Origin of the sequence: Sediminibacterium sp. (genome assembly GCF_051861365.1) — a bacterium.
In the GTDB taxonomy this organism is placed as follows: domain Bacteria; phylum Bacteroidota; class Bacteroidia; order Chitinophagales; family Chitinophagaceae; genus Sediminibacterium.
This window is the reverse complement of record NZ_JBHYCW010000036.1, coordinates 13718-28026: the sequence shown is the minus strand read 5'-3', so window position 1 is coordinate 28026 and position 14309 is coordinate 13718. Positions and strand designations below refer to the sequence as shown.

The window sequence follows — 14309 nt, the reverse complement described above, 5'->3', positions numbered from 1 at the left end:
GTATTAAATTCTACGATCCATTTGTTAAGCGTTGTGTTCTGCAAATCATCCCAGGTACCATCAGTATATAACTGCAGGTAATCCTGCAAAGCACCCTGGAACTGATTAGGCTCACCACCACGGAAAGAGGTAAAAGGTATAATACCGCAGTTATCCGTAGCATTAGGAGAGGTAAAGGTTACCACAGCACCGCAGGTGTTGGTTGGCGCATTTACCGCAATCGGAGCAGGACAAGTAACTACTGGTCCTGTTACATCTTTCTTCTCAATAGTAATCGTACAAGTACTTTCATTACCTGCTGCATCTCTAACCGTAAGGGTAACGATCATAGAACCTTTATCATTAACCTCTGAGCCAGCTGCAGGACTTTGTGTGATCACTAAAGAACCTGTAGGTGTACAATTATCTGAAACCGTTACCAGATTTCTATAATCAGGTAAAGTTGCTTTACAGCTTGCATCTAAATTTAATGTTTGATTAGCAGGACATGTAATAGTAGGCTTAATAGCATCAGCAATGGTTACTGTTATCGCATTCGATAGTGCTGAAGTACACCCAAATGAAATTCTAGTGGCAGTGTATGTACCGGAAACTGTTGCATTATACGTTCTGGTACTCGTTGTAAAAGTCACTGCTACCCCATCTCTAAACCACTGGTAATTTGCAAAAGCAATAGGTGCAGTCAAAGTAACTGTATTACCCGGACAAGCATTGGTTCCCCCCGCTGGTCCGGTAATGGTTGGTGAAGCTGTAGAAACGACCCTAACTAAGATAGTAGAAATACCACCACATTCATTTTTGTAAGTGATCGTAGTATTTCCTTCACTCAATGCTGTTACCAATCCTGTATTTGCATTAATGGTTGCAACACTAGTATTACTGCTGCTCCATAAACCACCAGCGATGGCATTTGATAAAGTACTGGTATTTCCAATTCCACAGATAGTAGTAGTGCCAGTAATAGGTGCTGTAGGCGTACTGAAACTGGTACAAGTACCTGTATTGGTAGAACCTGATGCCACCCAATTAGAATTGACGCCATTTAATGCAAAACCACTGAGTACTCCATGACGGTTATTACCACTCAGGTCTGTCAAACTTGTTTCAGTTGAATTATTGGCACTTACATAACCTTGATTAAAACGATAATACTGCTGTAAACCGTCTTGTCCTACAGGATTCAACTCACAGTTTTTATTATTGATGATTTCTGCTTCACAAAGCGCACGACTCCATATTCTTACTTCATCAATGGTCATGTCTGCAAAACGGAAGTTGGTATGTCTTGGGTCTTTACCTATCTGCATGATGGCATTGGCATTGCGCAGAATACCTGTATTAATACCAGCTTCAGTCTTCTTCAATACACCATCTACATAGAATTTAATACCAAACTCGCTCGCCACACCTACATAATGATGCCAGCCTCCCGCTATGATAGGTACGGTTGCCCTTCTCCATGTTCCGGCATCATTTACATAAAAGTCAAGATTAGTACCGCCAAGATCCGGATGCATCAACCATACATCAGTATCCATACCATCCACATTCAATGAAGACAGACCCATTATAGAACCTTGGGCCAGTTTACCCGTAGGTGTATTCATCCAGAATTCAACCGTTATTTCTTTTTCGAAAGATTTGAATGGATTACTGATCGTTATATGATCATCCACACCATCTGTTTTTAATGCAGTAGCAGGGAGACTCGATACTGTAACATTCACTGTTGCTGTATTGGTACATCCAAATGAATTAGCACCCGTTACAGTATAGGTACCGGTCGCCGCAGCGGTTACATTATTGATAACAGGGTTTTGTACTGAGCTCGTAAACCCATTCGGCCCAGACCAGCTATAAGTATTAGCCCCACTAGCATCTAACTGGAGAGTATTACCGGAAGATACCGGACTATTTGAAATTGCTGAAACCATTGGCTTATTAACAATGCCAACATTTCTTGATGTTGTAGCAGAACATCCGGCAGCAGTAGTAGCAGTAACAGTATAAGTTGTATTGACTGTTGGCGACACTGTGACGGAAGCCGTAGTAGCCCCACCTGGACTCCATGAATAAGTAGCTCCACCTGATGCCGTTAAGGTAGTAGAGCTTCCTGAACAAAGAAAAATGGTTCCAGTTCCAGATATGGTTGGAGTTGTTAAAGCATTTACAGTAAAATTCAAGGTAGAAACATTACAATTAGTTGTATAGGTAATCGTTGTTGAACCAGGACTAATTGGAGTAACCAGCCCGGTAATTTCATTAATGGTTGCAACAGACGTATTACTACTCAACCATTTACCTCCTGATCTCGTATTCAATAGGGTCGTATTTGTACCCATACAAATATTATTCACCCCTGTAATAGGAGCGGCAGAATTGTCATAAAGCGTGTAGATTCCTGTACTGGTAAAACCCGAAGCAACCCAGTTAGAATTAGTTCCATACAAGCTGAAATTTTTAAGCTCACCGTTTCTATTATTTCCACTTAAGTCGCGAAGGATAGTTTCTCCTGGATTATTGGCATTAACAAAACCCTGATTGAAGCTGTAATAATGTTGTAATCCGGTTTGTACTGCAGGATTAATTTCCACATTTTTATTATGCCTGATTTCATCTACACATAATGCACGACTCCAAATACGTAATTCATCTATCGTCATTACTGCATATCTATTCTTTGGATCATTATTGCCAATATTACGAGTCTCATATCGAACATCTTTACCAATATGCAGTACTGCATTTGTGTTTGATAAAAGTCCGGAAGATAACCCACCTCCAACAGCATCATTGAATTGCTGACCATTAATGGTATAGAAGCTAACCTCATTGCCATCAACATAAAACTTTGTACTACCTGCACTTGATGTTGCCGCATAATGATGCCATGAACCTGCTATAATATTACACTTAGCTGTTTTAAAAGAAGCACCATCACTTACATAAAAAGTCATGGTACCATTCGTTTCAGGATGCATTAACCATACCCAATTTGCATCCACATTATTAGAACCTTGCCCCATTATGGAACCAAATGGCATATTTGCCGAGGGCGCGTACATCCAAAATTCTACTGTAATCTCTTTTTGAAATCCACGAAACGGATTATCTACACTTACATAATTTAATCGGCTATTGTCACCTGCATCTTCACTAGGATCAAACTTCAAGGCAGTAGCCGGAGTAAATGTTTCTGCTGAAGTATATTCATAAAATGTCTTCTTTGAAGACCCCGTTCCGATATACCCTTTATTACCAATACTGAAGGCGGCGCCTCCTACTGTTCCTCCGTCAGGATAAACTGCCCTTGAAGTCCAGGTGTCTGAAGCGGGGTTATATTCATATAAGTTTTGTGCAGCTCCTACTAATCCGGTTAGTCCCACAAATCCTCTATTTCCCGAAACAAAACTAGGTGACCCAAAAGCCCTGTCACCTGCAAAATCTGCCTTGGCCGTCCAGGTATCGGTAGACGGATTGTATTCATAAAACCCTTTTTTTATTACACCACCATTGTCTGTCCCACCCCCAACATATCCCTTTCCATTAATAGTAAAGCCAAATGCACCAGCAAGATCAAAAGGTCCACGCGCTTTGTTGGTCCATGTATCTGTTTCAGGATCGTACATAGCCACATTTCCTGAACTCCTGCGCGTTAAAGCAAAATTAATATTATCAGCTGAGTAAGAAGCAATACCACCTGTAATAACATACCCCTTTCCATCAATGCTAAAAGCCACTGAGCCATAAAAAAGAGGACCAGAACTAGCTTTTTGTGTCCACGTGTTAGCAAATGAGTTGTACTCCCATAATGAAGCGGTTGCTGGGTATTCATCGGCAGCTGAATTACTTCCTCCACCCACATAGGCTTTATTACCCACAACAAAGGCATAGGCTCCACGTCGGGCACCTCCGCCATAATCGGCTTTCTGAGCCCAAGTATCTGTACTAGGATCATATTCCCATATATCACTGAAAGCTGTAGTGGCATTGGCTCCGGTACCTATATACCCTTTATTACCAATATTGAAACCCACGGCATTTAATCGTCCTAACCCGCCAAAATTGGCTTTTTGTGTCCAGCTATCAGGCGTTTGAGCCAATAGCACCGGATAAATAAAACAAAATTGTAAAAGCAGTAAGCTTGCAAATCGTAAAAAGAATTTCATAAAGGGTGTATTTAAGTGGATAGAGATCTATTTTAAAGTGCTTTTATTTTTTTCATTTCAGGAATGGTAACCGTTGGTGGCATTTCGCCCTGCCTTATTTTCTGTATCATCAGCCTGGCTACTTTACCTGCAGCAATCGTATCCTTAAAACCTTGGTTGCCTTGAAGGGCTGGAATAGACAATTGTTTAATGATAGGTTTTTGATTCACCAGTATTTGAAAGCCCCATGTTTGATTAATGGATGGCACTATACTATAGGTTATATTGCCGCTCTTGATGTATGAAGGGAACGAGTTGGATTGCGCCCCAACCGATAAGAAAAATCCGAGTAAAATAAACACAGCTATAATTCGTATCATTTAGTACATTTTATAATAATATGCATACTATGCAAGGGTTGCTGTTTATTGAATGGCTTTTATTCTTGCTTCAAAATACCACCACACAGCCCACATCACTATGATCACAATAGCAATGATGATAGCCAATATCAATTGCCAGGGTTTTCCGTTTTCAGGATTTGTATGATTGGATTTTTTCACTTAGGCGTAAACTTATTCCCAAGCAAGCCCTTTTTGCAAAAAATAAACGTAGTAAAGCGTTGCAACACGCGTAGCAAAGTGTTACACTGATTGAAAATCAAATAGTTGCAATAAATTCTTCGAGTGAGATATTCGGATAAATAGCTTCTACTTTTTTACGCAGGCGATGTATAGAGACCCTTACACTTTCAGCAGATATACCTGTTGCAGCAGCGATCTCTTTATTACCCAATTGAAGTTTGAGGAGTGTGAGCAAGCGTTCATCACTTTGGGTCAGTTTGGGTAATTTCTGGTTCAGCCTTTCCCAATAATTCGGATATGCTTTTTCAAAATAGTCTTTGAACTTGAGCCAGTCATTACCGGTGATGATCGTAAAATTGCGCAATACTTCCTGGATCTCTATTTTTTCATTCTCTGCCAACCGATTTTCAAGCACTTCAATCAGCTTGTTCTTCTCTGAGATATGATTGACCACCTCGGCTAATTGGTTTTGTGCATAAAGAATATTCTTACGGGCCAGCTCTGCTTCAGATTCCACTAATTGATTTTGCTTTTCTAATTGCGTCTGCCGAAGAATATATTTCAGCCTCTTGCGGTTATACAGCAACAAACCAATCACCCCCAATAGAAAAACACCACATAAAATGACATTACGCAGTGTTTTTTGACGGGCGATCTCTTCTCTCGTTTGCACAACCAATGCCTGAATACCATCATACTTAACCTGGGCTTGCGCCATTTCGATTTTACTTTCGTATTTCCTTGCTTCCAGGTTTGTCCTTAAAAGCAAGTATTCTTTTTGATAGTAGTATGCACTGTCATATCTGCCTAATGCGGCAAATGCCTTTGCCCCTCCTTCCAATGCATCACTCAATAAAATATCTCTCTTACTACTTGAAGCCAACTGACGTGCCAAACTATACCTTTTTGCCGCGCTGCTATAATTCTTCCTTACATAGTCTATCTGTGCCAGTGCACTCTGTACCAAAGAGACATCGGCCCATTCCTCGTAATCAATGCTTGACTGCAAGTTTTGCAGTAGTAAGGGATATGCTTTATCATATTCTGCTTTCAAGATAAAAGCTCTTGCTATGCCACCCAAAGCGATATTATCCCAAATATCAAGAAACGTACTACCTAAAGTGGAGGAAAATTTTCTAGGGAACAATTTAAAACTTGCAACCTTCTGCCTGATCATCTGATAGTAGTGAATAGCACTATCTGCCATATTCAATTTAATATAAGAGTCGCCCGCTATATCCAATAAAAGTATGTAATTGTGCAAATTCGAATCTGGCTCATGATAGATGGAAACACTCCTGACAGCATATCTGGCGCTGCTCTTATAGTCGAGCATGTACTCATAAGATAACAGGCTCAACTTCTCATAATATGCATACAAGGTTAGCTTCGCTACCCTATTTCTTTCCTGCATTTCTGATGCTTTCAACAGATAATAGATCTCTTCCTCAGGAGCACACATATCTCCATATACGACGTACATCTCCGACAACAGCTGTTCATTCCCCAGTACAGCCGCCTCTTTTAACATCCGTAAACAATATGTTTGGGTTACGATTGTATCTTTTATTCCAAAAAAATTATACCCATGAAACTGGTACATATAAGCCCTGATCCGCAAGCGTCCTTCTAAACTGCGCTTTTCTAATTCCGAGGTTATCAATAAAAATTTTGCTGTATCCGGATGTGCAAATATGTCCAATGTCGCATTCCCTACTATTCGCGACTCCGAAGTATCCGTTATACTCCAGGCTTTGATTAGCTCATCTACACTTAATGTTTGCGAATAAGAATACAGCCCTCCTGTTAATAACAAAATCAAAAACAGTAGCCTTTTTTTCTTCATATTTACTCATTATCTGCGATGATATAGCATTTCTACCACCTTTTCTCCAACATCTATACCATTAAAAAGTTTCAATATCTGCTTTTATTTATTTATTGAAAAATATTCCTGTAAATAGTTTTTCCCATTCTACTTGTGAACTTTAATTTATAATTGTTGACCCACGAGCGCAATTAAAATCATCATTATAGAAGACGAAGTCTCCTTATTATTTATACGCGAATAGTAATACACTAAAGTGACTACCACTAAAGGCTCAAAGCCTATTTTTTTCATTCAATTGTCAAAGTATCATACACGATAACTTTTTCCCAAAGATGCGCATACTGTTTAATGAATGTCTGATGTAAAGGATGATCCTGATAGGTTTTTTGTGTAGTAAGATCATTGAAGAACATTAACTCTGAAACATCCCAGCTATTGTCTACTACCTCCCTTTTTTCGGTACTAGCCGGAAACCCAACATACAATTGCTGGATCTCACGTATGGCTGATAATTTTTGAAGTCCCTCTGCCAATTTTTTTCTATCTGCTACAGAACCCCGATTTTTCAACCAGAAAAAAACCTGATGAATCACTAAAGAGGAACTACTCATATTAATATTAGGTTGTGCAACAACTGTGGCAACTGTTGCCAAAGCAGAACTGGTAAGAAAAGCACGACGAGAAGACTTGCTCATAAAGATGGCTTAAATGATAGCTTATTTGTAAATTTAAGCGATCAGACCGATCTAAATAGCTTTGCCACGAAATTAGAATCAGATTAGAGGCTCATCAGCTAGTATTGTTTGTGTAAATTGCCCATTGCTTAAGACTATCATTCTCTTATGGAAGAAAGAAAAATACTGATTGTTGAAGATGAAAAAAAGATAGCCACAACCCTCAAAAAGGGATTGACTGAGAACGGTTATCATGTTGATCTGGCTTTTGACGGATTGATCGGTAAAAGGTTATTTGAGTCGAATAGTTATGATTTACTCATTTTAGATATTAATCTGCCTGGCATGAATGGCTATGAATTGTGTAAAAACATTCGAAATACCAACCAGCATATTCCAATCATAATGCTGACGGCCATGAATACCACCGAAGATAAGATTGAAGGATTTGATAATGGCACAGATGATTATATCATTAAACCGTTTGAGTTTAAAGAATTATTGGTTCGTATCAGAGCATTGCTCAAGAGAACCATGAACCAACAGCTACCAACCGGTAATATCTTAAAAGTAGCTGATCTGGAAATGAATTTGGATACCAAAGAAGTAAAACGCGCTGATCAACCCATCACACTCACCGCTAAAGAATTTCAGTTATTGGAATATTTTATGCGCAACCGAAATCGGGTACTTTCCAGAGCTGATATTGCGGAAAGAGTCTGGGAAATTGATTTTGATACCCAAACTAATGTTATAGACGTGTATGTAAACTACCTAAGGAATAAAATTGATAAAAAGTTTGATACCAGACTTATCCATACACAGGTCGGCATGGGTTATATCATGAAAGAAAGCTCCTGATGAAAATAAAATACCGTATTACGATTCTGTTCACCTTATTGGTAACGTTCATACTCTTTTTTGTATGTGCATCTATCTACTATTTCTCAGATTTAAACAGAAAACTGGATTTCCAGAGAAGGATACGCAATAGGGCTTTATCTACCATTAGTCTGCTAGTAAAAGTAGAAGGTATCGATAGAGAACTATTACAACGAATCGATCAAAACATGCTGATCTCACTTCGCGAAAAAAGTGTAATTGTTTACGATAACAATAACAAAGAAGTATACCGCTTCAGAGATGAAGGCGTTTCTCTTGAGAGACCAGAAAGCACTGTACTAAATTTTGCAAGGGAAAATGGCGAATATGTATATACCAAAGGACATAGAGATGTCATCGCTATTAAATACGGTGCCGGTGGCCAAGAATATGTTTCCGTAGCAGCAGCTTATGACAAAGAAGGTCTTGAAAAAATGAAAGAGTTAAGATTTGTATTGTTAGTAAGCTTTATCAGTGGAACTTTAATTACCCTTTTATCCGGCTTGGTCTTTTCATCTCGCTTAGTGGTACCAATCAAAAAAATCACCAGTGAGGTAAAAGAAATATCTTCTCAGAATTTATCCAGAAGAATCATCCTAAATGAAACAAAAGATGAATTGCATGAGCTCTCTTCCACATTCAATGAACTACTTACAAGACTTCAACAATCATTTGAAATCCAACGGAGATTTATTGCCAATGCTTCTCATGAACTTTCTACACCACTCACATCCATTTCTAGTCAGTTAGAAATAACCCTGCAAAACAGCAGAAATGCTGAAGAATATAAAACAGTATTACTTTCTGTATACGATGATGTGAAAAATTTGAATAGACTTACCAGAAGTTTATTGGAACTCGCCAAAGCCAGTGGCACATCAGATGGCATGGAATTATCACTGGTTCGCATAGATGAGATCTTAATGAAATTACCTGTAGAACTCCGTAAAACCAATGAACAATTCAAAGTAGAACTGCATTTTGATACATTCCCTGATGATGAAGACAAATTATTGGTGTTTGGAAATGGTGACCTTTTAGAAAGTGCTATTAAAAATATTACGCTCAATGCTTGTAAATATTCAAACGACCACACTGCCAACGTAGGACTTAACTTCTCCGACAATGAACTTAAAATAGTAATATCAGATTTAGGTCCCGGTATTAAAGAAGAAGATCAAGCACTTGTTTTTCAGCCTTTCTTTAGAAGTAATACGGCAACAAATTCAGAAGGCTTTGGACTAGGTCTTTCGTTGGCATCGAGAATTATTAAGTTGCATAAAGGTGATATTCTGTTAACCAATAACAACCCACAGGGCAGTGTTTTTACTATTTCATTACCGATCGCACGTAAGTTTCATTTGATTTAACTCTTACATATTAGAACTGCCTCATCCTCACTCATTTGCATTCTAATCTTATTTTAATCTTGTCCTAATGAATGCTTAATAGGTCGAGATGATATTGCATTCAAAATATTTAAGTCTGTTATTATTTGCTCAGGGTTTAGTTTAAAGCCGCTCTTGTCTAAGAGTGGCTTTTTTATATCTTATCAAAATTATAATCTCCTTCTAATTCAACACTAATTCTCTTTTAAGGGATAGCAGACATCTTCGTTTTTCATATAAAATCGATTTATGATAACAGTAATCATACCCGTCTTAAATGAAGAGAAAACAATTGCCAGTGTTGTAAAATATTGTCAATTGAAATCTACTGTTACTGAAATTATAGTGGTAGATGATAAATCATTTGACAATACTGTAAAATTCGCCAGTGAAGCCGGCGCCAAGGTCATTACCAGTACACGTTTAGGCAAAGGCGCTTCCATGCGCGACGGGTTGCTTTGTGCAAAAAATGAGATTGTTGTCTTTTTAGATGGTGATATCAATCCCTATCCTGAACAAATGATTGAACAAATGACGGAACCCATTCTGAATGATCAATGCGACTTTATTAAAGCAGCTTTTGCCAGGAATAGCGGTAGGGTTACTGAACTGGTAGCGAAACCATTACTCAGCATGTTTTTCCCGCGTCTCTCCCACTACTTACAGCCGCTCAGTGGCATGATCGCAGGAAAGAAAAAATTTTTTGAAAACATTGAGTTCTTCAATGATTATGGAGTAGATATCGGCATCTTGATTGACATGCATACACAAAACGCCAGAATTGAAGAGGTGCATATTGGATACATTGAAAACGACAGTAAACCGTTACATGAATTGGGGAAAATGAGTAAAGAAGTTGCCAGTGCAATCATCAAAAAAGCATTTAGCCAAAATACCAATGCCATATCCATGGAAGAATTTCAATCCATCAATATCATACGCGATCAAATGGAAATGGCATTCTCTGAACAACTGAAAGATGCCAAGAAAATGGTGGTATTGGATATGGATGACACTATCTTGAAAGGAAGATTTGTTGACACATTTGCCCAAAGATTTCAAGTAACTGAACAACTGGCTGAGATCAGAAGCAGAATGACCGATAGTACGCTTCGTACAAAAGCGATTGCCAAGCTATTCAAAGGAAAGCACCTGGGCGAACTCATGGAGACCATTGATAGCATAGATATTATTGCTGATGCTGCTGAAGTAGTAAAGGAACTGCGCCAGCGCGAATACGTGGTAGGTATTATCACAGACAGTTATGATTTTGTAGCCAATCATATCAGACATAAAATTGGCGCTGATTTCTCACTGGCCAATGAATTGGAATTTTCGAATAGTGTGGCTACCGGAGAAGTAAAAATTCCTTCTTTCTTTTTTCATCATGAAAAAAGCTCCTGCTTACATACCATTTGCAAGTCTAATGCACTTGACCATATCCTGAATAAATATGAAATCAAGCCTGGCAACTGTATTGCTATGGGTGATAGTGAAAATGATATCTGCATGGTAAAAAAAGCCGGATTCGGCATCGCTTTCCGTTCTAAAAATGAATACCTGAAACAAACAGCTGATTTATTAATACAAGAAGAAAAATTTGAACCGCTACTAGCTTATGCGGCTCTTTGATATTCTAATCTTCTTTTAATTCAACACTAATAACCCCTTAATTCAGCGCTAATAAGTTTGATGTATTATTATGATACCCTATAAGAACATATTAATACTTATTGATTCGGTGCATCAGGCACAGGTAGCTGCTGAAAAAGCACTGGAACTGTCTGATCCGAGTGAAACTTGCATCCATTTGGTAAGTGTGATCCAATTCCAATCCGTTTGGCAACGAATCTTTTATACAAAAGCCTACATACAGAAACAACGATATTTTACAAAAAGGAATGCCATAGCAGAAAGAAAAATAGAAGCAATCAAAGCTAAAATTGCAGCCATTTCTCCGCATACCATTGTTAAAACAAGTATTATTATTGAAACAGCGATGAGTGACCAACTCATTAAGTATACGATGCAATATGATATTGATCTGGTTGTGAATACACATAAATCAACAAGATCCGGATTGAACTGGTTTAAGAAAGATTGGAGTGAAGAACTAGCCAGAAAAGCAAGTGTAGCTGTTTTAACTGTTACAAAAGGATGCTTGAATCATCCGATCAAATCGATTCTCTTACCTGTAAAGTCTTTTGTACCGGAAAGAAAAATACAGGTAGCATTAGCCTATGCCAAAAAGTTTAATGCACATATCCATCTGGTAACATTATTGGATAATAATGACAGCACGGCTAAAATTAAGGTTGACGCTTTCTATCTGACTTATAAAATCTTATCTGAATATGGTCATCCCCCCCAATATAAAATACTGCAGGGAGCAGATAGTGATGCTGCTCTTCTGCGGTATGCTGATCAGATCAAAGCAGATATGATATTGGTCAATCCCATTAAAAAGAAAAGGATTCCCGGAATCATGCGACAAAAAATGACGGATATGCTGAACCCCATTTCCGCCTTACACATTCTGACATTGAAACCCTATTTGAAAAGAACCATCTAAAATGTACTTTATGCAGAAGAAATTATGGAATACAGTATGCGCACTCATGGCGATAGGACTCACAGCAGGTGCACAAACTATTGATGAGGGTAAAAAACTATTTGAATATGAAAGATACCGCAGTGCTATTGAAGTGTTGAAAAAGACAGTTGCGGTTAATCCACAAGATGTCAATGGGTGGTATTGGCTAACCAGGTCACAGTTGGCAGCTGGGTATAAAGACAGTGCTGAATTATCGATCCAACAAATGCCTGCAGATATCAAGTCACAACCTTTGGGTAAAGTGATCCAAGGTGCTTTACTACTTCAAAAAGAAGACTCCCTAGCTTCCCTGCAACTTTTTATGGAAGCCATTGGCACCAAAAGGAAAAAAGATCCTGCTATTCAACTAGCAGTTGCAAATGCCATGATCGATGCACCAAAAGGAAATTTGTATAGAGCTATTGAACTATTAGAGGCGGCGGCAGACAGAGATAAAAAGAATACTTGGATATATCTAAGTATAGGTGATGCTTACCGGAAACTATACAATGGATCAGAAGCCGTAAAAGCCTATCAGGAAGCGATTGATGCAGATAGTAAAAACGCAGAAGCTTATTATAAGATTGGTAAGATTTACCAAACACAAAACAATGTAGAAATATTCAATGAATATTATAATAAGGCCATTCAGGCTGACCCTGATTTTGCACCCGTATACTATCCTTTGTACTACTATTATTATTTCAGAGATGTAAATAAAGCGTTAGAATATTTGCAGACTTATATCAGTAAAACAGACTATAGCATTGAAAACGAGTACATGCTTACAGACCTGTATTACGTATCTAAAAAATACAATGAAGCCATTCAAACAGCACAACAGGTATTACAAAAAGAAGGTGACCAAGTGAAACCTCGTATCTATAAACTCATGGCTTATAGTTATGATGGACTTGAAGACCTTACCAATGCAGAGAAATGGATGAAGGACTATTTCGAAAAGGAAAATGATACCAACTATGTGGCTAAAGACTTTGATCTAATGGGCAAAATCGTTTCCAAAAAAACAGATAATACGGAAGGTGTGATTTGGTATGAAAAAGCATATCAACTTGAAAAAGACACCACTGCCAAAATGGATTATGTAAAAAAGATCATGGCATTGTATAAAGGTCAAAAGAATTATGCAAAACAAGCTGACTGGAATGGAGAGCTATACAAATTAAATGCTCCATTCACCAATGTCGATATTTTTAATTGGGGTGTGGCATATTATAATGCGAAAAATTATCAAATGTCAGATAGCATATTTGGCATCTATGCAACCAAATATCCTGATCAAACATTTGGATATTATTGGAGAGCCAGAAGTAATGCAGCGATCGATACCGCCATGGAAATGGGTATTGCTATCCCACACTATGAAGACATGATTGACGTAGCGTTAAAAGACACCGCCAATACAAACAATAAAAAATGGTTGATTGAAGCATATGGTTATATAGCAGCTTATAGGGTGAATGCAGAAAAGAAATATGATGCTGCTCTGGAACTGTATGATAAAATACTAGCGTTAGATCCGGCCAATGATGATGCAGAAAAATACAAAGAAATACTCGAAAAGATGATGGCCGAACAAGCTAAACAAGATTCAAAAGACCCTCAAAGGAGTGATACTCTAAAATAGGTTTTAGGTTTATAGAGCATAAGGCCGGGTAAATACCCGGCCTTTTTTCTGTACAAATGCTACCCTACCTTTATACAATGAAAATTCAATTATGGTCTGTAGGTAAGCCACATGATGCCTATGTCAAAACAGGTATTGATGATTTCTCTAAACGTCTCAACAATTATTTTCCTGCTCAATGGCAAATCATTCCGGTACCTAAACAGTCTGCATCTTTGTCAGATCAGTTACAAAAGAAAGCAGAAGCTACTGCTATCATGCAATTGCTGGACAAAGACGATTTCCTGATCTTATTGGATGAACGAGGGAAGCAATTCAGTTCTCCTGAGTTAGCTGATATTTTACAAAAAAGAGCCAATGAAAGTACAAAGCGACTCATTTTCTTAATTGGCGGTGCATTTGGAGTAGATGAATCGATCACTCAAAGAGCCAATTTAGTTTGGAGCCTATCGAAACTAGTATTCCCACACATGTTGGTCAGGTTAATATTGTCTGAACAACTCTATCGTGCCTGCACGATTTTAAGAAATGAAAAATATCATCATGTTTGAAATCGCTTAA

The 14309-nt window shown here is 38.2% G+C and carries 11 protein-coding genes; 6 read left to right on the top strand and 5 right to left on the bottom strand.

Annotation, left to right across the window (positions count from 1 at the left end; genetic code table 11):
• From ACTIEV_RS13755 to ACTIEV_RS13735, 5 genes are all read right to left on the bottom strand, one after another.
• Positions 1–4169: LamG-like jellyroll fold domain-containing protein (locus ACTIEV_RS13755; protein WP_439516685.1), on the bottom strand; the 4169-nt coding region annotated here is incomplete at its 3' end.
• Between the two features lie 32 nt (positions 4170–4201).
• Positions 4202–4528, bottom strand: coding sequence for a DUF4907 domain-containing protein (locus ACTIEV_RS13750; RefSeq protein WP_439516684.1), 327 nt, complete (start codon positions 4526–4528; stop codon positions 4202–4204).
• A 45-nt stretch (positions 4529–4573) separates the two neighbouring features.
• Positions 4574–4711: a hypothetical protein gene (locus tag ACTIEV_RS13745; protein WP_322196192.1), complete on the bottom strand. Its 138-nt coding sequence runs from the start codon at positions 4709–4711 to the stop codon at positions 4574–4576.
• A gap of 97 nt (positions 4712–4808) precedes the next feature.
• Entirely contained in the window at positions 4809–6578 is a 1770-nt protein-coding gene (locus ACTIEV_RS13740) for a hypothetical protein (protein ID WP_439516683.1), read from the bottom strand.
• Between the two features lie 272 nt (positions 6579–6850).
• On the bottom strand, positions 6851–7258 hold the full coding sequence (locus tag ACTIEV_RS13735; protein WP_322196194.1) for a Dabb family protein: 408 nt from the start codon (positions 7256–7258) through the stop codon (positions 6851–6853).
• Positions 7259–7405: 147 nt separating this feature from the next.
• Between ACTIEV_RS13735 and ACTIEV_RS13730 the strand changes: the two genes are divergently transcribed.
• From ACTIEV_RS13730 to ACTIEV_RS13705, 6 genes are all read left to right on the top strand, one after another.
• Positions 7406–8098, top strand: a complete 693-nt coding sequence (locus ACTIEV_RS13730) for a response regulator transcription factor (protein WP_322196195.1) — start codon at positions 7406–7408, stop codon at positions 8096–8098.
• Positions 8098–9489 (top strand): HAMP domain-containing sensor histidine kinase, encoded by a 1392-nt coding sequence (locus tag ACTIEV_RS13725; protein ID WP_322196196.1) that lies wholly within the window; start codon positions 8098–8100, stop codon positions 9487–9489. The genes ACTIEV_RS13730 and ACTIEV_RS13725 overlap by 1 nt, the downstream gene beginning before the upstream one ends.
• Before the next feature lie 267 nt (positions 9490–9756).
• Complete coding sequence (locus ACTIEV_RS13720; RefSeq protein WP_322196197.1) at positions 9757–11139, top strand: HAD-IB family phosphatase; 1383 nt, start codon at positions 9757–9759, stop codon at positions 11137–11139.
• Between the two features lie 70 nt (positions 11140–11209).
• Entirely contained in the window at positions 11210–12079 is an 870-nt protein-coding gene (locus ACTIEV_RS13715) for a universal stress protein (RefSeq protein ID WP_439516682.1), read from the top strand.
• 10 nt (positions 12080–12089) lie between these two features.
• On the top strand, positions 12090–13748 hold the full coding sequence (locus tag ACTIEV_RS13710; protein WP_322196199.1) for a tetratricopeptide repeat protein: 1659 nt from the start codon (positions 12090–12092) through the stop codon (positions 13746–13748).
• Positions 13749–13825: 77 nt separating this feature from the next.
• Positions 13826–14299: a 23S rRNA (pseudouridine(1915)-N(3))-methyltransferase RlmH gene (locus ACTIEV_RS13705; protein WP_250685568.1), complete on the top strand. Its 474-nt coding sequence runs from the start codon at positions 13826–13828 to the stop codon at positions 14297–14299.
• Positions 14300–14309: the final 10 nt, after the last annotated feature.

What these genes read in the sequence shown, in the direction of transcription:
- ACTIEV_RS13730 (WP_322196195.1), top strand. Translation starts at nt 7,406, where the DNA reads ATGGAAGAAAGAAAAATACTGATTGTTGAAGATGAAAAAAAGATAGCC.
- ACTIEV_RS13715 (WP_439516682.1), top strand. Translation starts at nt 11,210, where the DNA reads ATGATACCCTATAAGAACATATTAATACTTATTGATTCGGTGCATCAG.
- ACTIEV_RS13710 (WP_322196199.1), top strand. Translation starts at nt 12,090, where the DNA reads ATGCAGAAGAAATTATGGAATACAGTATGCGCACTCATGGCGATAGGA.
- ACTIEV_RS13750 (WP_439516684.1), bottom strand. Translation starts at nt 4,528, where the DNA reads ATGATACGAATTATAGCTGTGTTTATTTTACTCGGATTTTTCTTATCG.
- ACTIEV_RS13720 (WP_322196197.1), top strand. Translation starts at nt 9,757, where the DNA reads ATGATAACAGTAATCATACCCGTCTTAAATGAAGAGAAAACAATTGCC.
- ACTIEV_RS13735 (WP_322196194.1), bottom strand. Translation starts at nt 7,258, where the DNA reads ATGAGCAAGTCTTCTCGTCGTGCTTTTCTTACCAGTTCTGCTTTGGCA.
- ACTIEV_RS13740 (WP_439516683.1), bottom strand. Translation starts at nt 6,578, where the DNA reads ATGAAGAAAAAAAGGCTACTGTTTTTGATTTTGTTATTAACAGGAGGG.
- ACTIEV_RS13705 (WP_250685568.1), top strand. Translation starts at nt 13,826, where the DNA reads ATGAAAATTCAATTATGGTCTGTAGGTAAGCCACATGATGCCTATGTC.
- ACTIEV_RS13725 (WP_322196196.1), top strand. Translation starts at nt 8,098, where the DNA reads ATGAAAATAAAATACCGTATTACGATTCTGTTCACCTTATTGGTAACG.